Origin of the sequence: uncultured Bradyrhizobium sp. (assembly GCF_936928535.1) — a bacterium.
GTDB lineage: Bacteria > Pseudomonadota > Alphaproteobacteria > Rhizobiales > Xanthobacteraceae > Bradyrhizobium.
In genome coordinates this window covers 152,031-179,018 of the sequence record NZ_CAKZHY010000094.1, presented here as the reverse complement: position 1 = coordinate 179,018, position 26,988 = coordinate 152,031, and the positions used below count along the sequence as shown (strand labels likewise).

The window sequence follows — 26,988 nt, the reverse complement described above, 5'->3', positions numbered from 1 at the left end:
TCCCTTGAATCCCCCGGCCATCCGAGCCACCTTGCGCGACCCTGACGGCTTTGGTCATATCGGCTCGATGACCCGGCCTGCCGGGGTTTTCGATGCCGCGGCGCGCTGTCCTCCGCCCGGCTTTTTCCATCTTTGGGGATCGGGCGAGTAGTGCAATGAAGGTTACGGTCGAACGCGCGCAACTCCTGAAATCGCTGGGCCATGTCCATCGCGTGGTTGAGCGCCGCAACACGATTCCGATCCTGGGCAACGTGTTGGTGCGCGCCGAGAACGCGAAATTGTCGCTGAAGGCGACCGACCTCGACCTCGAGGTGACGGAAACGCTGCCTGCGGAAACGGCAACGGCCGGCTCGACGACGGTGCCGGCGCACATGTTCTACGACATCGTGCGCAAGCTGCCCGACGGCTCGCAGATCGTGCTGGAGGCCGACGGCGACCGCGCCGTGCTGGCGATCCGCGCCGGCCGCTCGCGCTTCACGCTGCAGACCCTGCCGGAGAATGATTTCCCTGACCTTGCCGCCGGCGACCTCTCGCATTCGTTCAATCTCGCCGCCAAGGACGTCAAGCGGCTGATCGACCGCACCCAGTTCGCGATCTCGACCGAGGAGACGCGCTATTACCTCAACGGCATCTATCTGCACGCCGCCGGCACGGCGAAGGCCGCCACGTTGCGCGGCGTTGCCACCGACGGCCACCGCCTCGCCCAGCTCGACCTGGTGCAGCCCAAGGGCGCCGAGGGCATGCCGGGCGTCATCGTGCCGCGCAAGACCGTCGGCGAGGTGCAGCGCCTGATCGAGGACACCGAAGCCGAGATGACGATCGAGCTGTCGCAGGCCAAGATCCGCTTTACGATCGGCAACGTGGTGCTGACCTCGAAACTGATCGACGGCACCTTCCCCGATTACGGCCGCGTCATTCCGCAGGGCAATGACAAGGAGCTGGTGGTCGACAAGAAGGATTTTGAGAACGCGGTCGATCGCGTCTCGACGATTTCGAGCGAACGCGGCCGCGCGGTGAAACTGTCGTTGTCGCCGGGCAAGCTGGTGCTGTCAGTGACCAATCCGGATTCCGGCAGCGCCACCGAAGAGCTCGAGGTCGAGTACGCCTCCGACGCGCTCGATATCGGCTTCAACTCCCGCTATCTGCTCGACATCGCCGCCCAGATCGAAGGCGACGTCGCCGTGCTCCGCCTCGCCGACCCCGGCTCGCCGACCCTGGTGCAGGACAAGGACGACAAGAGCGCCCTGTACGTGCTGATGCCGATGCGGGTGTGAGGGTGAGGCAGCGGCTTCTCCGCTCAACGAAAGCGCGATGCACGTTGCTGTGCCCTCTCCCCTTGTGGGAGAGGGCAGTTCCGCTGGTGGAAACAAACTCGGTCGGGTGAGGGGTTGGTGACGCAGGATCCGTCCCATCGGCCGATCCCCAAACCTCTCCGCCTGTTTGCGAAGAATATGCGGCACGAACCGACAGATGCCGAAGCCGCAATGTGGCGCTTGCTGAGGGACCGCCGCCTCTCCACATTCAAGTTTCGCCGGCAGGTCCCATTCAAGAACTACATTCTCGATTTCGTATGCTTCGAGAAGCGCCTTGTGATCGAGATCGATGGAAGCCAGCATGCGGAGTCACAACGCGATGCGGTTCGCGATGCAGCCCTCTCCGCTGAAGGCTTCGCCGTTGAGCGCTATTGGAACAACGATGTGTTGCAGCAATCCGCTTCTGTATTGGAGGACATCCTTGCAAAGCTTGCCGGGCGGTAAGATACCCCTCACCCGTCGCCTCACTTCGTGAGGCGCCACCCTCCCCCACAAGGGGGGAGGGGAAGCAAAGCCGGCACTAACGAGCTGACATGACCCCCTCCCGCATTCATCGCCTGACGCTGACGCATTTTCGGAACTACCGGGCGGCGGGGCTCGAGACGGCGGCTGACATGGTGGCGCTGGTCGGGCCGAACGGGGCGGGCAAGACCAATTGCATCGAGGCGATCTCGTTCCTGTCGCCGGGCCGGGGCCTGCGGCGCGCCACGCTGGAGGATGTCGCCGACAACCAGGGCGACGGCTCCTGGGCGGTCTCCGCCCAGGTCGAGGGCGCGCTGGGCCTCGCCACGCTCGGCACCGGCATCGAGCCGCCGCGCGCGGACGCGGCCGTCAACCGCCGCTGCCGCATCGACCGCGAGCCGGTGAATTCGGCCGCCAGCTTCGGCGACCACATCCGCATGGTGTGGCTGACGCCGGCGATGGACGGGCTGTTCATGGGCGCCGCGTCCGAGCGGCGCCGCTTCTTCGACCGCCTGGTGCTGGCGATCGACAGCGAGCACTCCAGCCGCATCAACGCGCTGGAACGGTCACTGCGCTCGCGCAACCGGCTGCTCGAGACGCGCAATTACGACGACCATTGGTGTGACGCGATCGAGCGCGAGACCGCCGAGCTTGCCGTCGCGGTTGCCGCCACGCGCGGCCAGACCGCGGCGCGGCTGACCGGCATGCTCAACGCGCGTGCGCAACAATCCGCATTCCCCTCCGCCCAGATCGCGCTCGACGGCTGGATGGAGAACGCGCTGCTCGAGGAGACCGCGACCTCGGTCGAGGACCGCTATCGCCAGATCCTGCGCAACAACCGCCCGCGCGATGCCATCGCCGGCCGCACCACCGACGGCCCGCATCTCACCGATCTGCAGGTGATCTACGCCCCGAAAGGCATGCCGGCGCGCGATGCCTCCACCGGCGAGCAGAAGGCGCTGCTGATCGGGCTGGTGCTGGCACACGCGACGCTGGTCGCGGAGATGACCGGCATCGTGCCGCTGCTGCTGCTCGACGAGGTCGTTGCCCATCTCGATCCCAACAGGCGCGCCGCGCTGTTCGACGAGCTGCGCAAGCTCGGCGCGCAGGTCTGGCTGACCGGCGCGGACCCGGCCGCGTTTGCCGAGATCGGCGCGGGCGGCGAAGTCTTTGACGTCGAGAGCGGACGCGTTTCCGCGCGGCGATAGCGCAACTTGTTGAACCCGGCTTATTCGGGCCGCGACTAGGTTTGTGAGGCCGCGCAGGCGGTGTCGCAGCCGTTGCATCGCGCGATCGACATGCGCGATATCCCTGGAGAGAAACACCATGACGACGGTAAGGCGCGGGACGAAAGTCCCGGCACGATGGCGGCTGTTCGTGTGCGGCCTCGCTTTGCTCACGAGCGGCGTGGCCGCGGCAGGCGCGACCGGATGGACGCCATATCTGCCGCTGCTGTTTTCGTCCGCGCTCACGACGGATCCCGACGCCGTGCTGCCTGCGCCGACAAGGACCAGCTATCGCGAGATCGGCACCACGAAAATGCTCGGCATCGACGCGCCGCTGCGCACTAAGCTCACGGCCCGCATCCCCGCAGAACTGGGCGACGTGCTCGCCTTCTACCGCACCGAGCTCGGCAAGCGCGGCTGGCAGGAGCAGCACGATGGCGCCGACATCGCCAGCGATCACGTCCGGCTCGCGTTCACGACCCCGATCGGGCCGGCGGCGCTGGAGCTCGAGCGCAGGGGCTCGAGCACCCAGGTCAATCTGGTGCAACGAAACAAGCAGGCCGCGACCATGGCGCATGTGATGCCGCGGCCGGGCCGCGCGGCGCTGATGTTCACCAATCTTGCCGACAAGGAAACCGTGCTCACGCTCGACAACCACACCGTCACACTTCCACCCCGCGCCGGCAAGGAACGCCCGGAGGCGCCGCTCTTCAACGTTCCGCCGGGCAAATACGCCTACGCTTTGAAGATCGACAGCGGAGCGGACCGCGACACGACGATCGAGCTGGCGGCTGGCGATGCCTGGGAGGTGACGGTCGGCCCCGAAGGCGATTTGTGGTCGCCGCTGCAGCTCTATTGAATTCGGCTCCGCCGGATACCGCCATTGAACCTGTCAGGTTCCATCAGCGACTAGCTGACTGGGCCGCCCTCGCGAATTCCAGGAGACTTGTCGATGTCGATGATCAAGCGCGGGATGCAGGTCCCGACACGTGGGCTGCTGCTTGCCTGCGGCTTTCTGCTGATGGCGAGCGCCGTACGCGCGGCGCAATTCGATGCCGGCTATATCGACCCTCGCACAGTGCCGATGCTGCCAGGCGCGATCGAGGACACCTCGCACCCCGATTCCTCCCAGAGGCAGTACGCGGTGCCGACCGTGGTCGCGGTGACATCGGCTGCCGTCAAGAAGATGCTCATCACTGAGGGCTGGGTGCCCTATGTCCGCCCGCTCGACGAGACCAGCACCAGTCTCGCCTTCAAGAAGGGACGGCAGGGACTGTCCGTCTCGTTCACGCAGGGCCTCGGCCGTCCCGACCAATCCGCGGTGACCTACTCGCCGAGCCGGATCTATTCGAACGTGCCCTTCCCCGAGGGCGCTGTTGACCTCGTGTTCGACGAGACGCGGCCCTATCTCGGCTGCATCGCGCCGGCGAGCCTCGAGGCCACGCAGGACTTCTTTGCAAAGGAAATGGCCGCGATCGGCTGGCGCAGGCTGACGCCCGAAACGGCGGCAAGCTGGCCGAATGCGGACCTGTCCGCATCAGTGCCGAACGGCATACGCGCGTTCTATGGCCATGCCGATGATGCATCGACGGGGTTCAACTATCAGAAGCCGGTGATGCTGACACTGACGCGTCGCGACGACGGGCGCACCAATGTCGACATCAGGATCGCGCCGTTCGCGCTGCCCACCAATCTCGAGGCCGGCAATACGGCCGGCCTGCCGGAGCCGAAGCCATTCAAATCATCCTCGGGCCGGGGCAACGCCCGAACCGCCACGCGCGAGCTGATCGTTGCAGCCCTTGCCGATCTTCCCGCTGTAGAGGCCTTCTACCATCGCGAATTTGCCGCGCGCGGCTGGATCGAACAGGGAAGTGCACCTCTTGCCCCCGGCGACGAGATCGCCCTGAAATTCTCCTCGCCGGAGGAGAACGGCGTGCTGCATCTCGGTCGCAAATACGATTTCACCATGGTCCATCTGACCGCGCAGGTGAAGGAAAGCGTACTCGCCGCCCGCGCCAAGGCGAAGAAGGACGCTGACGACCAGTTCATGAAGGACGCGGAGGCGATGACCAAGCAGGTCCTCGCCGAGGACGCTGTCAGGCGCAAGGATCAGGCCGCCACGCTCTCGGACGCGCCGCTGCAGGCGCTCGCAGGCAGCAACACGCCGCTGCCGGTGCCCGAGAACGCGCAGGAGGTCGAGTCCGGCGACGGCCGGCTTGAATTCAACTCGACCTCGAGCGTGAAGGCGCTGGCCGCCTTCTACCGCACCTCGCTGAAGCCCGCCGGCTGGAAGGAGGAGCCTTCCGTCATCAACCAGCCCAACATGGCGGTGATGGAATTCTCCAAGGCCGGCAAGTCGATCTCGATGACCTTGATGCAGATGGGCCCGAAGGTGAACGTCAGCGCCAACGGATCCGGACTGAGAACGGCAGCCGCCAAGCCTGCCGCTCCCCCGCCGGCGACCAACGACCTTGCCGGCCCGCAAGCCAAAACGTCCGTCGCCCTGGAAGCGGACCCGGACTCGGCGTTGCCCGTGCCGAAGCAACACACATCGACGTCGCTCGGCTCTGCCAAACTGCCCGGCATCGAGGTGCCGTTCCGCCGCGAGCTCGACGCTAGCGTGCCGGCCGAGCTCAGCGATGTGCTCGCGTTCTATCGTCGTGAGCTGACGAAGCTCGGTTGGCAGGAGAAGCCTGACGGCGCGGTGACATCAGCCGATCGCGTGCAGCTCGCCTTCGCGTCCCCGCAAGGGCCCGCCATGCTGAAGCTCGGCCGCGCCAGTGGCGAGACGTCGGTCAATTTGGTGCAGAAGAATCCTGAGGCCGCGGCCAAGGCGGACATCATGCCCAAGCCGGGCCAAGCCAAGTTGCTGCTCGGCAATATGGGCAGCCAGGAAGCCGTGCTCACCATCAACAAGCAGACCGTCAAGGTTGCGGCGGGCGCCGGCGGGCCGCAATCGCCAAAAGGGCCGATGCTCGATCTGCCGCCCGGCAAGTATCAATATTCGCTCAAAATGGCCGGCCGCCCCGCCCGCAACGACACGATCGACATCGCCGCGGGCGATGCCTGGGGCCTGATGGTGGGGCCGACCGGCGAGGTGCTGCCGCTGCAAATGTATTGATCGCGCAGCCCTTGCAGGAGGCGGCCAGGTTGAACCTGGCCGGTCCGAGAGGCGACTAGTCGTCGAGAGACGGCCGCGACGGTGTCGCAGCCGCTGCATCGCGCGAAGATCACGGCGCGCAACATTGCCGGAGAATGGGTATGACGACGGTAAAGTGCGGGACGAAGGTCCTGGCACGGTTGCGGCTGTTGGCATGCGGCCTCACGCTTCTTGCTGGCTGCTCACAGGAGCCGCTCACCGCAGCAGATCCGCACGCCGACCTACCCGTTCCGAAGCGATCCAGCCACGCGGGAAGCTTTATCAGCAAGTCCATCAACGGTGTCGAAGCCCCACTCCGGCTCGAGCTCAAGACCACCGTGCGGGCGGACATCAGCGACGTGCTCGCCTTCTACCGCGTGGAGCTCGGAAAGCGCAGCTGGCGGGAAAAGCCTGATGACACGGTGGTTGCCGCCGATCACGCCCAGCTCGCCTTCGTCTCCCCGAAGGGACCGGCCACCCTGAGGCTCGGCGTCAAGGACGAGACCACAATCGACCTGGTGCAGCGAAATACCGAGGCCGCGGCCAAGGCCAATGTCCTGCCGACATCAGGACAAGCGCGACTGATCTTCGGCTATCTGCGGCCGGACGTGGCTTCGCTTGTCATCAACGATCAAACCATCGAGATCGCGGGCGGCATCAATCACCCGCAAATGCTGGATCTGCCGCCCGGCACCTATCCTTTCGAGCTGCGCGTGTCGGGTCGTCTGCTGCGCACCGATACGATCACCGTGGCCGCAGGCGAGGCATGGTCCCTCACATTCGATGACGATCGAAAGTCGGACCAGATCTACTGAGCCGCTACAGCGGCTTGGAACAGGCCTCCGCAACCCCGCAAAATCCACGCCTTTGAGGCCCCCAAAACAGGGCCTCGAATCGGGCTTTTGGCAAGCCCCGGAATCGACCTTCCCACGCCTTGAAATCAGGCCCAAAAACCCTATCTCCTCAGAGGGTTGCGAGGTACCACTTTGCGCTAGGCGCAATCCCGCTTTCATGGCACAAATAGCTTCCAATCAGCGCCTTTTGCGCGGCTGATTCGGGCGACATTTCGAAGGCCTCTCATGACAGAACCTGCTCGGCAGCAAGCTGCCGAAAACGAGCCCTCCACCGCGAGCGAATACGGCGCGGAATCGATCCGCGTGCTCAAGGGGCTCGATGCCGTCCGCAAGCGTCCAGGCATGTATATCGGCGACACCGATGACGGCTCGGGCCTGCATCACATGGTGTACGAAGTCGTCGACAACGCGATCGACGAAGCGCTGGCGGGCCACGCCACGCGCGTCGATGTCGTGCTCAATGCCGATAATTCCGTCACCGTGCGTGACGACGGCCGCGGCATTCCCGTCGACATCCACAAGGGCGAAGGCATTTCGGCGGCCGAGGTCATCATGACCCAGCTGCACGCCGGCGGTAAGTTCGACCAAAACTCCTACAAGGTTTCGGGCGGTCTGCACGGCGTCGGCGTCTCCGTCGTCAACGCGCTGTCGAGCAAGCTGGGCTTGCGCATCTGGCGCGACGACAAGGAACACTACATCGAGTTCGCCCATGGCGATGCGGTCGCACCGCTCAAGGTCGTCGGCGATGCGCCGGGCCGGCGCGGCACCGAGGTGACGTTCCTGGCGTCGGGCGAGACCTTCAAGAACATCGAATATGATTTCGCGACGCTCGAGCATCGCCTGCGCGAGCTCGCCTTTCTCAATTCCGGCGTCAACATCGCGCTGTCAGACATGCGCCACGCGGTCGAGAAGCGCGAGGAGATGTATTATTCCGGCGGCGTCGAGGAATTCGTCAAATATCTCGACCGCAACAAGAAGGCCCTGGTGCCGACGCCGATCATGGTGCGCGCGGAGGCCAACGGCATCGGCGTCGAGGCCGCCTTGTGGTGGAACGACAGCTACCACGAGAACGTGCTGTGCTTCACCAACAACATCCCGCAGCGTGACGGCGGCACCCATCTCGCCGGCTTCCGCGGCGCGTTGACGCGTCAGGTCAACGGCTATGCCGAGGCCAATGCGAAAAAAGAAAAGATCGCGCTCACCGGCGACGACTGCCGCGAAGGCCTCACCGCCGTTCTGTCGGTGAAGGTGCCGGACCCAAAATTTTCGTCGCAGACCAAGGACAAGCTGGTGTCCTCGGAAGTGCGCCCCGTGGTCGAGAACGTCCTCAACGAGGCGCTCCAGGCCTGGTTCGAGGAGCACCCGAGCGAAGCCAAGATGATCGTCGGCAAGGTGATCCAGGCTGCCGCCGCCCGCGAAGCCGCGCGAAAGGCGCGCGAGCTGACGCGCAAGAGCCCGCTCTCGGTGTCCTCGCTGCCCGGCAAGCTCGCCGACTGCCAGGAAAAGGATCCGGCCAAGTCAGAACTATTCATCGTCGAGGGTGACTCGGCAGGTGGCAGCGCCAAGCAGGGCCGCAACCGCGAATTCCAGGCCGTGCTGCCGCTGCGCGGCAAGATCCTCAACGTCGAGCGCGTCCGTCCCGACAAGATGCTGGGCAGCGAGCAGATCGGCACGCTGATCACCGCGCTCGGCACCAGCATCGGCGACGAATTCTCGGTCGAGAAGCTGCGCTATCACAAGATTATCGTGATGACGGACGCCGACGTCGACGGCGCACACATTCGTACGCTGCTGCTGACCTTCTTCTATCGCCAGATGCGCGACATCATCGACGGCGGCTATCTCTATATCGCCCAGCCGCCGCTCTATAAGGTCTCACGCGGCAAGTCCGAGCAATATCTGAAGGACGAGCGGGCGCTGGAAGATTATCTGATCGATGCCGGGCTGGACGATTGCGTCTATATCCCCGGCACCGGCGGCGACCGGTCGGGCCGCGATCTGCGCGCGCTGGTTGACGACGCCCGCGTCGTTCGCAGCATCCTGCGCAACCTGCACAGCCGCTACAATCGCAAGGTGGTCGAGCAGGCAGCCATCACCGGCGTGCTGAACAAGTCGGTCTACGGCAACCCCGAGAACGCCGCGGCCGCGGCGCAGTACATCGCGACCCGGCTGGACAGCCAGGCGGAAGAGGTCGAGCGCGGTTGGGTCGGACAATTCGTCGAGGGCCAGGGCTTCCTGTTCGAGCGCACCGTGCGCGGCGTCAAGGAAGCGGCCATCATCGACGATGCGCTGCTCGGTTCAGCCGAGGCGCGCAAGCTCGACGAGTACGCGCCAAAGCTCCAGGACGTCTACGCACGCTCCGGCAAGTTGCGGCGCAAGGACAGCGAGCACGTGGTGCACGGCCCGGCTGATCTGTTCGAGGCCGTGACCGATGCCGGCCGCAAGGGCATCACGCTGCAGCGCTACAAAGGTCTCGGCGAGATGAACCCCGAGCAGCTCTGGGAGACCACGCTCGACACCGACGTGCGCTCGCTGCTGCAGGTGAAGGTCAAGGAGGTCGACGAGGCCGACGACATCTTCACCAAGCTGATGGGCGACGTGGTCGAACCGCGCCGCGACTTCATCCAGGAACATTCGCTGAGCGCGACGATCGATATTTAGGGCCTGGCTGCTTTCCACAGCGTCATGGCCCGGCTTGTCCCGGCCATCCACGCCGTGCCACGGAACCAAGAACGTGGATGCCCGGGCCTTCGCCTCGCCGAAGCGGCTTCGGCCGCGCAGGCGGGACAAGCCCGGGCATGACGACTGGGTAACATCGCCTCCTGAACCTCACCCCCGGCAATTGCGACGAAATGGCGTAGCCGGCTCTGGAAGAGGTCCGAACGAATGTTGCCGACTTTAGCCGCCCAGCACCGAATGTACGTGCAGCAGGTCTTCGAAATGGCCGAGCTGCTCGGCTTCGAAACCCGCAACAAATATCGCATCCGCGATGAAAATGGCCGCGATCTCCTCTATGCGGCCGAACAGCAAAAGGGCCTTCTCGGATTCCTGGGACGCCAGGCCTTCGGGCATTGGCGTTCCTTCGAGGTTCATTTTTTCGACAACTCCCGTCAGCCGGTCATGATCGGGAGACACCCCTTCCGCTGGTTCTTTCAGTGTCTGGAGCTGCGTTCGCGCGACGGCCGCCTGATCGGGACCATCGAGCGCCAGTTTTCGATTCTGACCAAGAGCTTCCATGTGCACGACGCGCAAGGCAGAGTGGTGCTCGAAGTCAGTTCGCCATGGTGGCGCGTGTGGACCTTTCCGTTCATGCGCGGAGGGCAGGAGCACGCGCGCGTCGCGAAAAAATGGTCGGGCCTCGGCTCTGAACTGTTCACCGACCGCGATAATTTTCTGGTGGAATTTTTGGAACGCGGCCTGACGGAAGATGAGCGAGCGCTGGTTCTCGCAGCCGCGATCTACATCGATCTCATGTATTTCGAAGTCAAAGGCGAAGGCGGCGCGATCAATCTGTTCCGCAATTGACGCACGGTGTAACCTCTCCTGCTTACGAGAGAGGGTGGCGCGCCCCGACGATGCGAAGCATCATCCCCGCTCGCTCTTGCCATGAGGAATGGGCCCCTCTCCGGAGGCTGACGAGGACGGCCGAACCGTGCCCAGCGCAATTGCTACCGCGCGCAATTCCCTATAGTTTCCGCCCCCAAAGCAGCCCGCCCCAACCCAACAGGACGGAGAGAACCCAGTGGCGCCCATTCAGTATTTCGTCGAGGGCGGTCACCGGCTCTCGGGCTCGATCGAGCCGGCCGGCAACAAGAATTCGGCGCTGCCGATCATTGCCGCCGCCCTGCTCACCGAGCATCCGGTGACGCTTCAGAACGTGCCGCGGATCCGCGACACCGAGACGCTGGTCGAGCTGATCCGCTCGGTCGGCGCATCGGCGGAATGGACGGAGCGCAACACGCTTCACATCCACGCCAAGAGCATCCGTGCCGCCGACCTCGATCCCGAGCTCTGCGTCCGCATCCGCGCCTCGATCCTGCTGGCAGGCCCCCTGCTCGCCCGCTGCGGCGAGGTGATGCTGCCGCCACCCGGCGGCGACGTGATCGGGCGGCGCCGGCTCGATACCCATGTGCTGGCGCTGGAACAGCTTGGCGCAAAAGTCACCGCGACCGACCGGCTCGAATTCCGCGCGCCAAAACTCACAGGCGCCGACGTGTTCCTGGACGAGCCGAGCGTCACCGCGACCGAGAATGCGCTGGTCGCCGCCGTTGCGGCCGACGGCGTCACTTATTTGCGCAACGCCGCGTCCGAGCCGCACGTGCAGGACCTCGCCAATTTCCTCATCGCGCTCGGCGCGAAGATCGAGGGCGTCGGCACCAACACGATGGTGATCCACGGTCCGGGGACGCCCGGCGCTGCCACCTATCGGATCCAGCCCGACCATATCGAGGTTGGCTCGCTGATCGGATTGGCCGCCGTGACGCGCTCGCCCTTGCGCATCGTGCGCGCTGGCGTCGAGCATCTGCGCTCAATCCGCATGGGTTTTGAGCGGCTCGGCATCGTCTGCCGCGTCGAGGGCGACGACCTGATCGTGCCGTCGAACCAGACCCTGAAGATCCAGGACGACTTTGGTGGCCATGTGCCGAAGCTGGAGGACCAGCCGTGGCCGGCCTTCCCGGCCGATCTGATGTCGATCGCGATCGTCACCGCCACGCAGTGCGAAGGCGTGATCCTGATGTTCGAGAAGATGTTCGAATCCAGGATGTTCTTCGTCGACAAGCTGATCGGAATGGGCGCACGCATCGTGCTGTGCGATCCGCATCGCGCGATCATCGCAGGTCCCAGCCGGCTGCACGGCGCGACGCTGAGCTCGCCCGACATCCGCGCCGGCATGGCGATGCTGCTCGCTGCGGTCTGCGCCGAGGGCACCTCCACCATCAACAACGCCGACCAGATCGAGCGCGGCTATGAGCGCATCGACGAACGCCTGAACGCGTTGGGCGCGAAGATCCGCCGCGTGCCGGAACGGAAGGGGTGATCTCTTTTTTCCTTCTCCCCTTGTGGGAGAAGGTGGCGCGAAGCGCCGGATGAGGGGTTGTCTCAGCAATTTCACGGGAGAGTTGGACTCGCGGAGGCAGACCCCTCACCCGTCTCGCCGCGATGCGGCGAGCCACCCTCTCCCGCAGCGGGAGAGGGTAAGAAGCGTCATCACAACTTCGTCGCCGAGCGCGACAACAGCTTCCACTCGTGGCCCTGCTTCTGCCAGTTCATCAGGATGTGAAGGCTGTTTGCCACTTTCTTTCCGTCGGTCGTCATCTCGGCCATCCAGTGAAAGCGCACGATCGCGGCAGGACCGACGATCCTGATGGTCGGATCCTTGTACGTGATCGACTGGAACACGGTTTTGCCGTCGGTGGCGTTGGCAACGAAGGCTGCCTTGTCCTCGAGGAAGCCGTTGGAATGGCTGTAGCTCAGCTCGTCCGCGCACAGCGCACTGAGCGCCCTTGAATCGGCCGCGATCTGGGCGAGGCGAAAGGCCTCGACTTTTTGCGCCACCGTCTCTTGGTCGGCCGTGGCAGCGTGATCGCGATTGAGTGTCATCGTATCCTCCGTTCTTGATCTTGCGCCCACTGTTGCAGCCGCATTCGACTTTGTCGAGTGGCGCTTGGTCGTCATGCGCATGTGCCATTGCTCGCAGGGGGCTGTATTGATACGTCTTCCGCATCGAAGCATCCGGCATTTGGGAAAGTATGGACATGATCGAGACAATGGGCAGGGCATTGCTGTTCGATATCGACGGCACGCTCGCCAATACCGATCCGCTGCACCTGAAGGCTTTCAACCAGGTGCTGGGTCCTCACGGTCATGCTTTCGATCACGCGCGCTTCTCCAGGGAGCTGCAAGGCTTCGCCAATATCTCGATCGGTGAGCGCTTTCTCCCCAATGAGACAATCGAGCGGCGTGCGGCGATCCTCGATGAGAAGGAAGAAGTGTTTCGTTCCCTCGTTGCCGGGCAGATCGAACCGCTGCCGGGCCTGATGGCGCTGCTCGACCGGGCGGATGACGCCGGCGTTCCCATGGTCGCCGTCACCAACGCGCCGCGTCTCAATGCCGAGCTGTTGCTCTCCGGTCTCGGCATCACGCAACGCTTCAAGGCGCTCGTGATCGGTGATGAGCTGCCATATGGCAAGCCGCACCCGCTGCCGTACCAGGAGGGATTGCGCTTCGTCGGTGCCAGCGCGGCAGCCTCGATCGCATTCGAGGATTCCCGCTCCGGCGTGCAGTCGGCGACCGCCGCCGGTATCCCGACCATCGGTATCCGGACCAGCCTAAGCGATGCTGACCTTGTCGCAGCAGGCGCGGTTGCCTCCGCCAGCGCCTTCGACGATCCCGCGCTGTTTGAGCGGCTCGCGCGCGCAATGGCGTGGTGAGGGTCCCATCCATTAACCGTGATCGGCTTGCGCATTGACCGCGCGCGCGAGAAGCCGCACCATGCATCATTCTGATTTGAGGCCATTGCCGTGACCGGATTGACCCATCGCCAAGCCGAGATCCTCAACATCGCCCGCGCCTCCGGCCGCGTCATGGTCGAGGAGCTGGCACGCCGGTTCGAAGTCTCCGCGCAGACCATCCGCAAGGATCTCAACGATCTCTGCGAGCGCCGGTCGCTCACCCGCATCCATGGCGGCGCCATCATCGCCTCCGGCGTCGAAAACCTCGCCTATGAGGCGCGCCGCTTCGTTGCCGCCGACGAGAAGAAGGCGATCGGCGCCGCGGCCGCCTCGCTGATCCCGAACGGCTGCTCGCTCTTCATCAACATCGGCACCACGACCGAGGAGGTGGCGAGCGCGCTGACCTCGCACGAGGATCTGCTGGTCATCACCAACAACCTCAACGTCGCCATGCTGCTCTATCGCCATCCCCGGATCGAGGTGGTGGTCGCCGGCGGCACGGTGCGGCGTGCCGACGGGGCCGTGGTCGGCTCGACCGCGACGCAGCTGATCGGCCAGTTCAAGGTCGACTACGCCATCATCGGCGCCTCCGCGATCGACGAGGAGGGCGCGCTGCTCGACTTCGACTATCGCGAGGTGCAGGTGGCGCAGGCCATCATCGCCAATGCTCGCAGCGTCATGCTGGTCGCCGATTCCACAAAACTTCGCCGCAGCGCGCCGGTCCGCATCGCGCACATGACCCAGATCCAGACCTTCGTGACTGACCAGGAGCTGCCCGAGCGCCTCGCCACCATCTGTCACAGCAAGGGCATCGAGGTGGTGGAGGCGATGCCGAAGGGCGCCGAGATCGACGAGAACCAGGCCGATGCGCAGGATGCGGCGCCTGAGGCCGCACCAGTGGTGCGGCTGCGCTAGCAGCCTAAGCGCCCTCCCATGGATTGAGCAGCGGCACGCCGAAGGCTGCAAAATCATTCACGTTGCGCGTGACGAGCGTGAGTCCATTTGTAAGTGCGGTCGCAGCAAAGAATCCGTCCATGACCGACAATGCAATGCCGCTCCTGCGGCTTTGAGCCATCAGATCGCCCCAGCGTTCGGCTATCGCAAGACCGATCGGCAGAATGCGTCCGGCGAAACGCTCGGGCAGATCGTGGGCCAACCAAGCAGCCAGCGCCGTGCGCCGGCGGCCATCCTCCAGTAGCGCGATGCCGCGGCGAAGTTCAGCAATCGAGGCCACGCTGATGAAGGCGCGATCCTCATCGACAGTATCAAGCCACGCCAAGACTTTCGGCGATGGCGCCGGCCGCTGAACCTCGGAGAGCACATTGGTGTCGAGCAGCAGGTTCACGGCATCTCTTCGCGTGGTTCGTCCTGTACCCGTTCAAGTTCGAGCTCAGCGCCGCGGAGTGGTGAAGCCAGTAGAAATTCAGCGAGCGTGCCTTTGCGCGCAGTCTTTCGCGCCCATTCTTCGGCGGAAACGACCACGGCATTGGGCTTGCCGTGACGGGTGATGATTTGGGGACCAGCTTGGGCGCGGTCGACCACCTCGGACAGGCGTGCCTTGGCATTGGCAAGCGTCCAAGTGTCGGGGGGAGAATCGGGAGATGTGCTGGGATCTGTCATGTCGAAACAACCAATATGACCATTGTGACTATATAACCTCGCAACGACCATTCAAGCGCTGTTCTGCGCCCTAAATCACCACTTGGCATGCCCAATTCGATGGCGAACTGCCCCACAGAAAGTTCCATTTTCGCTTCCTTTGGTCTCTCTTTCGTCTTGCTTTCGTTTTGCGGTGTGATCTAATCAAAAACGAAAGCTGCCGCTCGACTGAACGAGCGGTTTCCGGGGGATGCGTCTGTTGGAGCGTATTTTCGACCTCGCCATCATTGGAGGCGGTGTTAACGGTTGCGGCATCGCGCGTGACGCGGTCGGTCGCGGTAACACTGTTTTCCTGTGCGAAATGAACGATTTGGCGAGCGGGACGTCGTCCTGGTCGACCAAGCTGGTGCATGGCGGCCTGCGCTATCTCGAATATTACGAGTTCCGGCTGGTTCGCGAGGCGCTGATCGAGCGCGAAATTCTCTGGGGCATCGCGCCCCATATCATCCGCCCGTTGCGTTTCGTTTTGCCGCATCACGCCGGCCAGCGCCCGGCCTGGCTGCTCCGCCTGGGCCTCTTCCTCTATGATCACATCGGCGGCCGTCATCTGCTCCCGGCGACGCGCTCGGTTGATCTGCGGCGCGACGAGGTCGGCAAGCCGCTGATTCCGAATCGATACGGCCGCGCGTTCGAATATTCCGACTGCTTCGTCGATGATGCCCGGCTCGTCGTGCTCAATGCGCGCGACGCCGCCGACAAGGGCGCCGAGATCCGTACCCGCACCCGCGCGACGGATATCAAGCAATCCGACGGCATCTGGACCGTCAGCATGGTCGACACGCTGACCGGTGCGCGTTCACAGATCCAGGCGCGCGCGCTGGTCAATGCCGGTGGTCCCTGGGTCGAGGACGTGCTCGGCCGCGGTGCCGGCGTCAACGCGAAAGCCAAAGTGCGGCTGGTGCAGGGCTCGCACATCGTGGTCAAGAAACTCTACGACCATGACCGCGCCTACATGTTTCAGAACGCGGATGGCCGCATCATCTTCGTCATCCCCTATCAGGATGACTTCACGCTGATCGGCACCACCGATCGCGACTATGACGGCGATCCCTCCAAGGTGAAGGCGACGCCGGAGGAGATCCAGTATCTCTGCGCTGCCGCAAGCGAGTATCTCGCCAAGCCCGTAACGGCGGAGGACGTGGTCTGGACCTATTCCGGCGTGCGACCGCTTTATGACGACGGCGCCAGCGAAGCCAAGGCCGCCACCCGCGACTATGTATTCGAGCTCGACACGCCCGGCGGTTCACCGTTGCTGTCGATCTACGGCGGCAAGATCACGACCTATCGCCGCCTTGCCGAAGAGGCACTGGAGCGGCTCGCGCCCTATCTTCGCAGTGCGAAAGCGCGCGAAGGCTGGACCGGCAAATGGCCGCTGCCCGGTGGTGACATGGACGTCTCCGCCGTCGATGGCCTGATCGCCGAGCTCCAGCGCGGCTATCCCTTCCTGAGCCATGAGCATGCGCGACGCCTCGCGCGCGCCTACGGCACCCGCGCCATCAAGCTGCTCGGCGACGCAAAGTCGGCAGCCGATCTCGGCCAGGCCTTTGGCGCAACTCTGACCGAACGCGAGGTTCGCTACCTGATGACCAACGAGTGGGCGGTGACCGCCGAAGATATCGTCTGGCGCCGGTCCAAGCTCGGTTTGCGGCTGTCTGCCGGCGAAATTGCCGCACTGGACGACTGGATCAGGAGCCACGTTGTATCGCAAAGTCCTCTGCTGGAAGCAGGAGGACGCTCATGAGTGTGACACTCGAGCACGTGACCCGGACCGTCGACGGAATCGAGCATATCCGCGACGTCTCGCTGACACTCGAGAGCGGCACGCTCAACGTGCTGCTCGGGCCGACGCTGTCCGGCAAGACCTCGATCATGCGGCTGCTCGCCGGCCTCGATAGGCCGACCACGGGCAAGGTGCTGGTCAACGGCAAGGACGTCACTGGCGTAGATGTGCGCCAGCGTTCGGTCGCAATGGTGTATCAGCAGTTCATCAACTATCCCTCGCTGACGGTCTACGAGAACATTGCCTCGCCCTTGCGCGTGCAGGGCAAGCGGCGCGAGGAGATCGAGACGCGCGTGGCGGAAGCCGCCAGGCTGTTGCGCCTTGAGCCGTTCCTGAAGCGAACGCCGCTCCAGCTCTCCGGCGGCCAGCAGCAGCGCACCGCCATGGCGCGCGCGCTGGTGAAGGGCGCCGACCTCGTGCTGCTCGACGAGCCGCTCGCCAATCTCGACTACAAGCTCCGCGAGGAACTGCGCGCCGAATTGCCGCGCATCTTCGAGGCCTCCGGTGCGATCTTCGTCTATGCCACGACGGAGCCGACCGAGGCGCTGCTGCTTGGCGGCAACACGGTGTGCATGTGGGAAGGCCAGGCGCTCCAGATCGGCGAGACGCCCGGCGTCTACCGCCGTCCCCAGACGCTGCGCGTCGCGCAGGTCTTTTCCGATCCGCCGCTCAACCTCGTCGGCATCGAGAAGAAGAACGGCTCGGTGCAATATGCGGGCGGCATCGCCGCGCCGGCGTCCGGCCTCTATTCGTCGCTCGCCGACGGCGCCTATCGCGTCGGTTTTCGCGCCCACCAGCTTGCGCTCGCCAATGGCGAGACCGACCGCCACGCCTTCCATGCCACTGTCACGGTGACCGAGATCACCGGTTCGGAGAGTTTTGTGCATTTGACCCGCGACGGATCGAACTGGGTTGCGGTGCTGCACGGCGTGCACGAGTTCGAGCCCGGCCAGACCATCGATGCCGTGCTCGATCCCAATGATGTCTTCGTCTTTGATGCGGCAGACCGTCTGGTCGCCGCACCCGCGACGTGAGGGAGATGCGCCATGGCCCGCATTGACCTCGTCGATCTCGCTCACTCCTACGGCGGCAATGACGCGCCGCAGGAGACCTTTGCGCTGAAGCCGGTGACCATGACCTGGCGGCAGGGCGGCGCCTATGCGCTGCTCGGACCGTCAGGCTGTGGCAAGACCACGCTGCTCAACGTGATCTCCGGCATCATCACGCCCTCGCGCGGAAAAATCATGTTCGACGGCAAGGACATCACACCGCTGTCAACCCAGAAGCGCAACATCGCCCAGGTGTTCCAGTTTCCGGTGATCTACGACACCATGACGGTGGGGGAGAATCTGGCGTTCCCGCTGAAGAATCGCGGCGTGCCGAAGGCCGAGATCGACAAGCGCGTCGCCGAGATCGGGCGTCTGCTCGATCTCGAGCCGTACCTGAACCGCAAGGCGACACGGCTTACCGCTGACGCCAAGCAGAAGATCTCGCTCGGCCGCGGCCTCGTCCGCTCCGACGTCGCCGCCGTGCTGTTCGACGAGCCGCTGACGGTGATCGACCCCGAGCTGAAATGGCAGCTGCGCTCCAAGCTCAAGGCCCTGCATCGCGAGCTCGATCTCACGATGATCTACGTCACCCACGACCAGACCGAGGCGCTGACCTTCGCCGACACCGTCGTCGTCATGCATGACGGCCGCGTAGTGCAGAGCGGCACGCCGGCCGAGCTGTTTGACAAGCCTGCCCACACTTTTGTCGGCTATTTCATCGGCTCGCCCGGCATGAACATCCTGCCGGCCGAAGTGAAGGGGCGCGAGGCCAAGATCGGCGACCACGTGATCGCACTGAACCGCAGCTACGACAACCTGCCCGCAGGCGCCAAGATCGAGATCGGCGTGCGTCCGGAATTCGTCGACGCGGTTGCGCCGGGGCCCGGCCTGCTCAGCGCAAAGATCGAGCGCATCGATGATCTCGGCCGCATTCGTTTCGCGCGCGTGCGCCTTGGCGACGCCAGGATCGCGGCGCGTGCGCCGGCCGGCTTCACCGGCTCCGATGGCAATGCCGGGCTGAAATTCGATGCGGCGCACATCCACGTCTATGCCGACAGCCTTCTGGTGGAAGGAGCCGCCTGATGGACAAGACCGTCAACCAAAAAGCCTGGTTCCTGGTGCTGCCGGTGTTCCTGGTCGTCGCGTTCTCGGCGGTGCTGCCGCTGATGACGGTCGTGAACTATTCGATGCAGGACACCTTCGGCAACAACCAGTTCTTCTGGAACGGCGTCGGCTGGTTCAAGGAATTGCTCGATCCCTCGACCGACCTCGGCGGCCGCTTCCTGGCTTCGCTCGGCCGCAATCTGTTCTTCTCGCTGGTGATCCTCGCCATCGAGGTGCCGCTCGGCATCGTCGTCGCGCTGTCGATGCCGCGGCAGGGCTGGACGGTTGCCGCTTGCCTCGTCACCCTCGCGTTGCCGCTGCTGATTCCGTGGAACGTGGTGGGCACGATCTGGCAGATCTTCGGCCGCCCCGATATCGGCCTGCTCGGCTATGTCCTCAACCACATCGGGCTCGACTATAATTACGTCTCCAACGACATCGACGCCTGGGTCACCGTCATCGTGATGGACGTCTGGCACTGGACCAGCCTCGTCGCGCTGCTCTGCTACGCCGGCCTGAAGTCGATTCCCGAGGCCTATTATCAGGCCGCGCAGATCGACGGCGCCTCGCGCTGGGCCGTGTTCAAGGCGATCCAGCTGCCGAAGATGAACCGCGTGCTGCTGATCGCGGTGCTGCTGCGCTTCATGGACAGCTTCATGATCTACACCGAGCCGTTCGTCGTCACCGGCGGCGGGCCCGGCAACTCGACCACCTTCGTGTCGATCGAGCTCGTCAAGATCGCGCTCGGCCAGTTCGATCTCGGCAAGGCTGCCGCGCTCTCGCTCGTCTACAACCTGATCATCCTGATCGTCTGCTGGATCTTCTACACCGTCATGACCAACGCCGGCAGTGAACGGAAGCCGCAGGAAGGAGCCGCGTGATGCACTCGATCCCCGGCCGCCGCCTTATCATGGGGCTGTTCCTGATCTTCCTGATGTTGCCGATCTACTGGCTCGTCAACATGAGCTTCAAGACCAACGGCGAGATCATCTCGACGATGACGCTGTGGCCGCATGCACCGACGCTGCAGCACTACAGGCGTATCTTCACCGACGAGAGCTGGTATTCCGGCTATATCAACTCGCTGGAATACGTCATCATCAACACCATCATCTCGATCTCGGTGGCGTTGCCGGCAGCCTACGCGTTTTCGCGCTATCGCTTCCTCGGCGACAAACATCTGTTCTTCTGGCTGCTGTCGAACCGCATGGCGCCGGCGGCGGTCTATGCGCTGCCGTTCTTCAACCTCTATTCGGCGATCGGGCTCTTTGACACTCCCTGGGCCGTCGCGCTCGCGCACTGCATCTTCAACGTACCGCTGGCGGTGTGGATCCTCGAAGGCTTCGTCTCGGGCGTGCCGCGCGAGATCGACGAGACCGCCTTCCTCGACGGCTATTCGTTCCCGCGCTTCTTCATCAGGATCCTGGTGCCGCTGATCGCGAGCGGCATCGGCGTCGCCGCCTTCTTCTGCTTCATGTTCTCCTGGGTCGAACTGCTGCTGGCGCGCACGCTGACCTCGGTCAACGCCAAGCCGATCGCAGCGGTGATGACGCGCACCGTGTCGGCGGCCGGCATGGATTGGGGCCTGCTGGCGGCTGCCGGCGTGCTCACCATCATCCCGGGCGCGCTCGTGATCTGGTTCGTCCGCAACTACATTGCGCGCGGTTTCGCGCTCGGCCGGGTGTAGGAGGTTTTCATGGACTCCATCGCATGGATGGCCTGGACATTGCCGACCGCGATCTTCTTCGCGGCGCTGGCCTGCACGCTGGCGGTCATGACTTGGCTCGCCGCCGCCTATCCCGAGGCCGAGCGCGTCGGGATCCTGCGCATCCCGACCACGCGTGGCGATCGCCTGTTCGTCTCGCTGATCGTGGCCGCCGTCATCCACCTGGTGTGGATCGGCTTCGTCGGTACCAATCCGATCGCAACGCTTCCGATCGGCGAGGAAGGATATGAGATCACGAGCCTGTGGCTCGCAACCGTGATTTCGCTTGCTTCAGGCGTGGTGATCTTTCGCACCGTCTGAGACATGCGAGAAAGAGCAGATCCGGGGTCTACCCGGGCCTGGATTTTAGTTTGTCGCTTCAACCGGAGGAAACTAATGCGACACTTGAGAACGACCAAGGACAGTCTTCTGACCATGACCAGCGCGATCGCGCTGATCGCGGCTTCGGTGACGATCGCCGCGCCGGCGCGCGCGGACGAAGCCGCCGCCAAGAAGTGGATCGACAGCGAATTCCAGCCGTCGACCCTGTCGAAGGACGATGCGCTGAAGGAAATGCAGTGGTTCATCAAGGCCGCTGAACCCTTCAAGGGCATGGAGATCAACGTCGTCTCCGAAACGCTGACGACGCACGAATATGAATCCCGTACGCTGGCGAAGGCGTTCGAGGAAATCACCGGCATCAAGGTCAAGCACGACATCATCCAGGAAGGTGACGTCGTCGAGAAGATCCAGACCCAGATGCAGTCCGGCAAGAACGTCTACGACGGCTGGATCAACGACTCCGACTTCATCGGAACGCACTTCCGCTATGGCCAGGCGGTCGACCTGACCGACTGGATGGCGAAGGACGGCAAGGACGTCACGGACCCGATGCTCGACGTCAACGACTTCATCGGCAAGTCGTTCACGACCGCGCCGAACGGTCATCTCTATCAGTTGCCCGACCAGCAGTTCGCCAACCTCTACTGGTTCCGGTACGACTGGTTCACCAACCCCGACTACAAGGCCAAGTTCAAGGCCAAGTATGGCTACGATCTCGGCGTTCCCGTGAACTGGTCGGCGTATGAAGACATCGCCGAGTTCTTCACCAACGACATCAAGGAAATCAACGGCACCCGTGTCTATGGTCACATGGACTACGGCAAGAAGGATCCGTCGCTCGGATGGCGTTTCACCGACGCCTGGCTGTCGATGGCCGGCAACGGCGACAAGGGCATTCCGAACGGTCTGCCGGTCGACGAATGGGGCATCCGTATGGAAGGCTGCCGTCCGGTCGGCTCGAGCGTCGAGCGCGGCGGCGACGTCAATGGTCCGGCGGCGGTCTATTCGATCGTCAAGTACCTCGACTGGATGAAGAAGTATGCTCCGCCGCAGGCCCAGGGCATGACCTTCTCGGAGTCCGGTCCGGTTCCGTCGCAGGGTAACATCGCCCAGCAGATCTTCTGGTACACCGCCTTCACCGCCGACATGGTGAAGCCCGGTCTGCCCGTGATGAACGCGGACGGTACGCCGAAGTGGCGTATGGCTCCGTCGCCTCACGGCTCGTACTGGAAGGACGGCATGAAGCTCGGCTACCAGGACGTGGGTTCGGCGACCTTGCTGAAGTCGACCCCGGTCGATCGCCGTAAGGCCGCGTGGCTGTATCTCCAGTTCATCGTCTCCAAGACGGTCAGCTTGAAGAAGAGCCATGTCGGTCTGACCTTCATCCGTGAATCCGACATCTGGGACAAGTCGTTCACGGAACGCGCGCCGAAGCTCGGCGGTCTGATCGAGTTCTACCGCTCGCCCGCGCGCGTGCAGTGGACCCCGACCGGCAACAACGTGCCTGACTATCCGAAGCTCGCTCAGCTCTGGTGGCAGAACATCGGCGATGCGTCGTCCGGTGCGAAGACGCCGCAGGCGGCGATGGATGCGCTGGCAGCCGCTCAGGACTCGGTCATGGAGCGTCTCGAGAAGTCGGGCGTGCAGGGTGCCTGCGGTCCGAAGCTGAACAAGAAGGAGACCGCCGAGTACTGGTTCGCCAAGTCGGCCAAGGACGGCAACATCGCTCCGCAGCGCAAGCTCGCGAACGAGAAGCCGAAGGGCGAAACCGTCGACTACGACACGCTGATCAAGTCGTGGCCGGCCTCGCCGCCGAAGCGCGCCGAAGCGAAGTAATTCGCAGGACATCATGATGGCCGGGCGCGTCCCGGCCGTCCACGAAAGCAGGAGGCCGGGAGCAATCCCGGCCTTTTGTCTTATTGGCTATTGCCTTATCGGCGGTGGTGATCTGAATTGGCCGAGGTCCGGTCCTGAACGGTTCGGATCCAGACGCGAGACTTCGCCATGCGCATGATTTTCCGTTGTGATCCAAAGCTGACCGGTCATCTGGTGCAGCCGTTTCCCGCACGCAGCGCCCTGCCTGACTGGCTGCGGGCAATGCCTGCGACGGCGCATTCGGATATCCATGGCCGAGACATCCGCACGGTCAAGCAATGCCCGCCCTTCGTCGATGCGATGGCCTACGGCGTCATGATTCCGCTGCCGTGCGACGTCAGGATCGAGTCCGGGGAGTTTTCGTGGGATTGGGACATCCCCGAGCCGTCGACGGCGGGGCATCCGCGCGCGCCGCTGAGCTTCCATCCTGCCGCGCAGTTTGCTGCTGCGCCTCTCGCGAACGGACGTTCCGCCATCAAGTTCAACAGCTTCTGGACCATCGAGCTCGAGCCCGGCTGGTCGCTGTTCGCGACCCATCCCGTCAACCGGGATGACCTGCCGTTTCGCCTCGTGTCAGGCCTGGTGGACGCTGATCGCTTCCATGACGGCGGCATCAATTTTCCGGCCGTTTGGATCAAGCCCGAATTCTCGGGTGTCCTGGCAAAGGGGACGCCGATTGCGCAATGCTTCGCCGTTCCGCGACAGGCCCCCGAGCTGGCGTTCGAGCCCTTCGACGAGGCGCACCAACAATCCTACGCGAAGGTCGTCGCCGACGTGCTGGCTGCGCCTAATGTCTACCGCAAGCAGTTCCGAGCCAAACGCGGGCGGCTAACGCGCTAGAGCGCGCCGCAGCGCGTCCTCGTCGAGCCATAGACGGCCGTGCGAGGCCGACGTCAGCGCCATTGCGATCGAGCCGAACAGCTGTGGACGGAGGCGATAGGCCTGGGCAAAGCCACGCATGGCGCCGTCGACGTCTCCACTCTCCTGCAAGGCGATGCCGAGATTGAGTGCCGCCTCGGCATGATCCGGCTTGAGTTCGAGCGCCTTGCGGTAGGCGATGGCAGCGCCTGCGTGATCGCGCAGGTCCTGTCGCGCAACGCCGAGATCGAACCACACCGAAGCCGGTGCGCTCACTGCGACTGCCTGCGCGAGCAGGCTTGCGGCGGTAGCGGCATCGCCATCCTCCCACGCCAGCCTTCCAAGCCGCGCCGTCGCTTCCTGATGACCAGGGATGACCTTGAGGATCGCCTGCCAGGCTCCGCGCGCCTGATCTCGCAGTCCGGCCATATCGAGCGTTCGTGCCTTCTCGATGAACATCTCGCGCTGCGGGCCGACGGCGATCGCGGCATCGAGATGTCCGAGCGCAACGTCGAATTGGCCTTCGCTTCGCGCGATACGGGCGGCCAGCAGCCGGGCCGGCGCGTTGTTGGGCCGCTTGGCGAGACTCACGTCGATATGGGCATGAGCCGGGGCGACGACGCCCCTGGAGAACAACACGGCGGCCAGCAGATGGTGCAGCACCGGATCGCCGGGATCGCGGGCAAGGCCCTGTTCGCACAGACGCTGCGCCTCATCCGGCTTGCCCGAATTGACCGCTTCGGTTGCGCGGCGAACCAGTGTCTGCGTGTCCATCGCCGCATTAGAGCAAGGCTGCCGGAACACGGCAATATGGCGAGCGCTCCCAGCCCGCCGCCGGCCCTGTGATAGAATGATGGCGACAGGTGATTGGTGAGGAGCGAAACATGATCGATGTGCGACTTGCTTCATTGTTCATTGGCGCGGTGGCCGGCTCGGCGATTACACAAACCGTTACGGCGCAGCTGGCCCCGCCGGCCTATTTCGTTGCCGAAGCGGTGGTCACCAATCCTGATGCAGACAAGGCTGTCATATCCAAATTGCCCGATACGGCCCGGCGCTACGGCGGGAAATATCTAGCCCGAGGTGGCAATACGATCGCCTTCGGCGGAGAGTCGCCTCACCGCATCATCATCGTCGCGTTCGACAGCATGGAACGCATCAGGGCTTGGCGATCCGACCCTCAGGTCCAGGATCTGGAAAAGGAGCGCATGGGAATCGGGACGACGCTTAGACACTATGCAGTCGAGGGACTACCCCAGTGAATTGGAATAGCGAAGCCGAGGTCGGATGCGCCAAAAAACCCGGAGCGCATGAGCGCTCCGGATCTTCATTTGCAGCGATGTGGCCTCATTCCGCCGGCTCGGCCGCCAGTGTCGGGTAATCGGTGTAGCCCTTGGCGCCACCACCGTAGAACGTGTTCTTGTCCCAATCGTTCAGCGCTGCGCCCTTCTTCAGGCGCTCGACCAGATCGGGGTTGGAGATGAACGGCTTGCCGAAAGCGATCAGATCGGCCGCGTCAGCGTCCAGCACCTTGGTGGCGAGATCGAAGTCGTAGCCGTTGTTGGCCATGTAGGCGCCGGAGAAGCGCTTGCGCAAGGATCCATAATCGAACGGCGCGAAATCGCGCGGTCCGCCCGTGGCGCCTTCGACGACATGGAGATAAACGAGCTTCAAGGCGTTGAGGCCGTCGGTGATGTGGTCGAACAGCGCTTGCGGATTGGAATCCACGATGTCGTTAGCCGGCGTCACCGGCGAGATGCGGATGCCGGTGCGGTCGGCGCCGGCTTCCGCGACGACGGCCCTAGAGACTTCCAGCATCAGCCTGGCGCGGTTCTCGATCGAGCCGCCGTAAGCGTCGGTGCGCTTGTTGGCGCCGTCCTTGGCGAACTGATCGAGCAGATAGCCGTTGGCGCCATGGATCTCGACACCGTCGAAGCCGGCCTCGAGCGCGTTCTTCGTGGCGCGCTTGAAGTCGTCAATAATCCCGGGAATTTCGGACAGGTCGAGCGCCCGGGGCTCGGAGACATCGGCGAAGGTGCCGTTCACGAAAGTCTTACCCTTGGCGCGGATCGCGCTCGGCGCCACCGGGGCTACGCCACCTGCCTGGAGATCGACATGCGAGATGCGGCCGACATGCCAGAGCTGGATGAAGATCCTGCCGCCGCGCTCATGCACCTTTTCGGTGACCTTGCGCCAGCCGGCGACCTGCTCCTTGCTGTAGATGCCGGGGGTGTCCTGGTAACCCTGGCCCTGCTGCGAGACTTGGCTCGCTTCGGTGATCAGGAGGCCTGCCGAAGCGCGTTGGCCGTAGTACTCGGCGGCGAGCGGGGAGGGGACGAAGGTACCGGGCGCGGCGCGGTTGCGCGTCAGCGGTGCCATCACGAGGCGGTTCGCCAGCGTGATCGGGCCGAGCTTGTAGGTCTCAAACAATTTGGTCGGACGGCTCATCGGAATGCTTCCAGGGGGTAAGAGGTCTGGAAACACTTGTGCATCGCGACATCAGGCGCAAGGGATGAGCCATACGGAAAGTGCAGGGATGCTGCGCGGCGGAGGCTGCGCAGCATAGTTCATGCGCCATTCCGGCCGCGGCAGCGTGATTTCGCTACCGCAGCCGTGCGATTGTGCAAAGATCAGTTCACGCCAAGGAAATCGCGCTTACCGATCTCGACACCGTTATGGCGCAGGATGCCGTGCGCGGTGGCCGCATGGAAATAGAAGTTCGGCAACGACACCGAGCTGAAGAATTGCTGGCCCTTCAGTGTCATGGTCCGGTCGGGACCGGCCGGGAACGTGACGTCCTTGGCGTCGGCGCCCTCGAACTGTTCCGGCTTGAACGATTTGACGAGGTCGATGGTCTTTGCCAGACGCTGCTTCAATTCCGCGAAGCTGGTTTCGGTATCCGGCATCGCCGGCACGTCGGTATGCGTGAGCCGTGCGCAGCCCTTGGCCGCGAAGTCGCTGACGAGCTGGATCTGCTTCGACAGCGGCAGCATGTCCGGGAAGAGGCGGGAGCCGAGCAACACGCTCGGGTCAATCTTTTTGGCCGAGCAATGCGCCTCAGCCTTGGTGAGCAGGCCGGTCAGGCTGTTCAGCATGTGCAAGTAAGCGGGGACGACGGCGTCGTAGAAGGACATGTGATGCTCGCTTCAGATGGTGGGAAATCTCAGGGA

At 63.9% G+C, this 26,988-nt stretch carries 26 protein-coding genes; 20 read left to right on the top strand and 6 right to left on the bottom strand.

Features of this window, described 5'->3' with window-relative positions; genetic code table 11:
• The first annotated feature begins 155 nt into the window (after window positions 1-155).
• The 9 genes from dnaN (at window position 156) to murA (ending at window position 12,032) form a co-directional block, all read left to right on the top strand.
• Window positions 156-1,274 (top strand): DNA polymerase III subunit beta, encoded by a 1,119-nt coding sequence (gene dnaN / locus Q0687_RS17215; protein WP_128963055.1) that lies wholly within the window; start codon window positions 156-158, stop codon window positions 1,272-1,274.
• 117 nt (window positions 1,275-1,391) lie between these two features.
• On the top strand, window positions 1,392-1,757 hold the full coding sequence (locus Q0687_RS17210; protein ID WP_298878870.1) for a DUF559 domain-containing protein: 366 nt from the start codon (window positions 1,392-1,394) through the stop codon (window positions 1,755-1,757).
• Between the two features lie 89 nt (window positions 1,758-1,846).
• Window positions 1,847-2,983, top strand: a complete 1,137-nt coding sequence (gene recF, locus Q0687_RS17205) for a DNA replication/repair protein RecF (RefSeq protein ID WP_298878868.1) — start codon at window positions 1,847-1,849, stop codon at window positions 2,981-2,983.
• A gap of 118 nt (window positions 2,984-3,101) precedes the next feature.
• Window positions 3,102-3,860, top strand: a complete 759-nt coding sequence (locus Q0687_RS17200; RefSeq protein WP_298878867.1) for a hypothetical protein — start codon at window positions 3,102-3,104, stop codon at window positions 3,858-3,860.
• Window positions 3,861-3,953: 93 nt separating this feature from the next.
• Complete coding sequence (locus tag Q0687_RS17195; RefSeq protein ID WP_298878865.1) at window positions 3,954-6,122, top strand: hypothetical protein; 2,169 nt, start codon at window positions 3,954-3,956, stop codon at window positions 6,120-6,122.
• A 140-nt stretch (window positions 6,123-6,262) separates the two neighbouring features.
• Window positions 6,263-6,955 carry a hypothetical protein gene (locus Q0687_RS17190; RefSeq protein ID WP_298878863.1) on the top strand — a complete coding sequence of 231 codons (693 nt, stop codon included), beginning with the start codon at window positions 6,263-6,265 and terminating at the stop codon, window positions 6,953-6,955.
• A 264-nt stretch (window positions 6,956-7,219) separates the two neighbouring features.
• Complete coding sequence (gene gyrB / locus Q0687_RS17185; protein WP_298878861.1) at window positions 7,220-9,655, top strand: DNA topoisomerase (ATP-hydrolyzing) subunit B; 2,436 nt, start codon at window positions 7,220-7,222, stop codon at window positions 9,653-9,655.
• Window positions 9,656-9,880: 225 nt separating this feature from the next.
• Window positions 9,881-10,519, top strand: a complete 639-nt coding sequence (locus tag Q0687_RS17180; RefSeq protein WP_298878859.1) for a phospholipid scramblase-related protein — start codon at window positions 9,881-9,883, stop codon at window positions 10,517-10,519.
• A gap of 217 nt (window positions 10,520-10,736) precedes the next feature.
• Window positions 10,737-12,032: a UDP-N-acetylglucosamine 1-carboxyvinyltransferase gene (murA, locus tag Q0687_RS17175; protein ID WP_298878857.1), complete on the top strand. Its 1,296-nt coding sequence runs from the start codon at window positions 10,737-10,739 to the stop codon at window positions 12,030-12,032.
• Between the two features lie 170 nt (window positions 12,033-12,202).
• Here murA and Q0687_RS17170 read toward each other — a convergent pair whose 3' ends face one another.
• On the bottom strand, window positions 12,203-12,595 hold the full coding sequence (locus Q0687_RS17170; protein ID WP_298878855.1) for a nuclear transport factor 2 family protein: 393 nt from the start codon (window positions 12,593-12,595) through the stop codon (window positions 12,203-12,205).
• A gap of 155 nt (window positions 12,596-12,750) precedes the next feature.
• On the opposite strand from Q0687_RS17170, the gene Q0687_RS17165 reads away from it, so the two are divergent.
• Together Q0687_RS17165 and Q0687_RS17160 are read left to right on the top strand one after the other, a co-directional pair.
• Window positions 12,751-13,425 carry an HAD-IA family hydrolase gene (locus Q0687_RS17165; protein WP_298878853.1) on the top strand — a complete coding sequence of 225 codons (675 nt, stop codon included), beginning with the start codon at window positions 12,751-12,753 and terminating at the stop codon, window positions 13,423-13,425.
• 90 nt (window positions 13,426-13,515) lie between these two features.
• Complete coding sequence (locus Q0687_RS17160; RefSeq protein ID WP_298878851.1) at window positions 13,516-14,361, top strand: DeoR/GlpR family DNA-binding transcription regulator; 846 nt, start codon at window positions 13,516-13,518, stop codon at window positions 14,359-14,361.
• 4 nt (window positions 14,362-14,365) lie between these two features.
• Here Q0687_RS17160 and Q0687_RS17155 read toward each other — a convergent pair whose 3' ends face one another.
• Entirely contained in the window at window positions 14,366-14,791 is a 426-nt protein-coding gene (locus Q0687_RS17155) for a type II toxin-antitoxin system VapC family toxin (RefSeq protein ID WP_298878849.1), read from the bottom strand.
• The gene (locus Q0687_RS17150) at window positions 14,788-15,066 is read right to left on the bottom strand and encodes a type II toxin-antitoxin system Phd/YefM family antitoxin (protein WP_298878848.1); all 279 of its coding nucleotides are present in this window, start codon (window positions 15,064-15,066) and stop codon (window positions 14,788-14,790) included. The genes Q0687_RS17155 and Q0687_RS17150 overlap by 4 nt, the downstream gene beginning before the upstream one ends.
• Before the next feature lie 229 nt (window positions 15,067-15,295).
• On the opposite strand from Q0687_RS17150, the gene glpD reads away from it, so the two are divergent.
• The 8 genes from glpD (at window position 15,296) to Q0687_RS17110 (ending at window position 23,800) form a co-directional block, all read left to right on the top strand.
• Entirely contained in the window at window positions 15,296-16,846 is a 1,551-nt protein-coding gene (gene glpD / locus Q0687_RS17145; RefSeq protein WP_298878846.1) for a glycerol-3-phosphate dehydrogenase, read from the top strand.
• Window positions 16,843-17,919, top strand: a complete 1,077-nt coding sequence (locus tag Q0687_RS17140; protein WP_298878844.1) for an ABC transporter ATP-binding protein — start codon at window positions 16,843-16,845, stop codon at window positions 17,917-17,919. The genes glpD and Q0687_RS17140 overlap by 4 nt, the downstream gene beginning before the upstream one ends.
• A gap of 12 nt (window positions 17,920-17,931) precedes the next feature.
• A complete protein-coding gene (locus Q0687_RS17135) occupies window positions 17,932-19,017 on the top strand; it encodes an ABC transporter ATP-binding protein (protein WP_298878842.1) in 1,086 nt (361 codons plus the stop codon).
• Entirely contained in the window at window positions 19,017-19,919 is a 903-nt protein-coding gene (locus Q0687_RS17130) for a sugar ABC transporter permease (protein ID WP_212237594.1), read from the top strand. Before Q0687_RS17135 ends, Q0687_RS17130 begins: the two co-directional genes overlap by 1 nt.
• The gene (locus tag Q0687_RS17125; protein ID WP_298878837.1) at window positions 19,919-20,725 is read left to right on the top strand and encodes a carbohydrate ABC transporter permease; all 807 of its coding nucleotides are present in this window, start codon (window positions 19,919-19,921) and stop codon (window positions 20,723-20,725) included. Before Q0687_RS17130 ends, Q0687_RS17125 begins: the two co-directional genes overlap by 1 nt.
• Window positions 20,726-20,734: 9 nt before the next feature.
• Window positions 20,735-21,064 (top strand): DUF2160 domain-containing protein, encoded by a 330-nt coding sequence (locus Q0687_RS17120; protein ID WP_298878835.1) that lies wholly within the window; start codon window positions 20,735-20,737, stop codon window positions 21,062-21,064.
• Between the two features lie 75 nt (window positions 21,065-21,139).
• The gene (locus Q0687_RS17115) at window positions 21,140-22,921 is read left to right on the top strand and encodes an ABC transporter substrate-binding protein (protein ID WP_298878833.1); all 1,782 of its coding nucleotides are present in this window, start codon (window positions 21,140-21,142) and stop codon (window positions 22,919-22,921) included.
• Between the two features lie 168 nt (window positions 22,922-23,089).
• A complete protein-coding gene (locus Q0687_RS17110; RefSeq protein ID WP_298878832.1) occupies window positions 23,090-23,800 on the top strand; it encodes a hypothetical protein in 711 nt (236 codons plus the stop codon).
• Here the strand turns inward: Q0687_RS17110 and Q0687_RS17105 are convergent.
• Complete coding sequence (locus tag Q0687_RS17105) at window positions 23,789-24,592, bottom strand: tetratricopeptide repeat protein (protein ID WP_298878831.1); 804 nt, start codon at window positions 24,590-24,592, stop codon at window positions 23,789-23,791. The two genes, Q0687_RS17110 and Q0687_RS17105, sit on opposite strands and share 12 nt — an antisense overlap.
• 110 nt (window positions 24,593-24,702) lie before the next feature.
• Between Q0687_RS17105 and Q0687_RS17100 the strand changes: the two genes are divergently transcribed.
• Entirely contained in the window at window positions 24,703-25,080 is a 378-nt protein-coding gene (locus Q0687_RS17100; protein ID WP_298878830.1) for a DUF1330 domain-containing protein, read from the top strand.
• 85 nt (window positions 25,081-25,165) lie between these two features.
• On the opposite strand, the gene Q0687_RS17095 is transcribed toward Q0687_RS17100, so the two are convergent.
• Window positions 25,166-26,266: an alkene reductase gene (locus Q0687_RS17095; RefSeq protein ID WP_298878828.1), complete on the bottom strand. Its 1,101-nt coding sequence runs from the start codon at window positions 26,264-26,266 to the stop codon at window positions 25,166-25,168.
• A gap of 182 nt (window positions 26,267-26,448) precedes the next feature.
• Complete coding sequence (locus tag Q0687_RS17090; protein WP_298878826.1) at window positions 26,449-26,952, bottom strand: DUF1993 domain-containing protein; 504 nt, start codon at window positions 26,950-26,952, stop codon at window positions 26,449-26,451.
• Window positions 26,953-26,988: the final 36 nt, after the last annotated feature.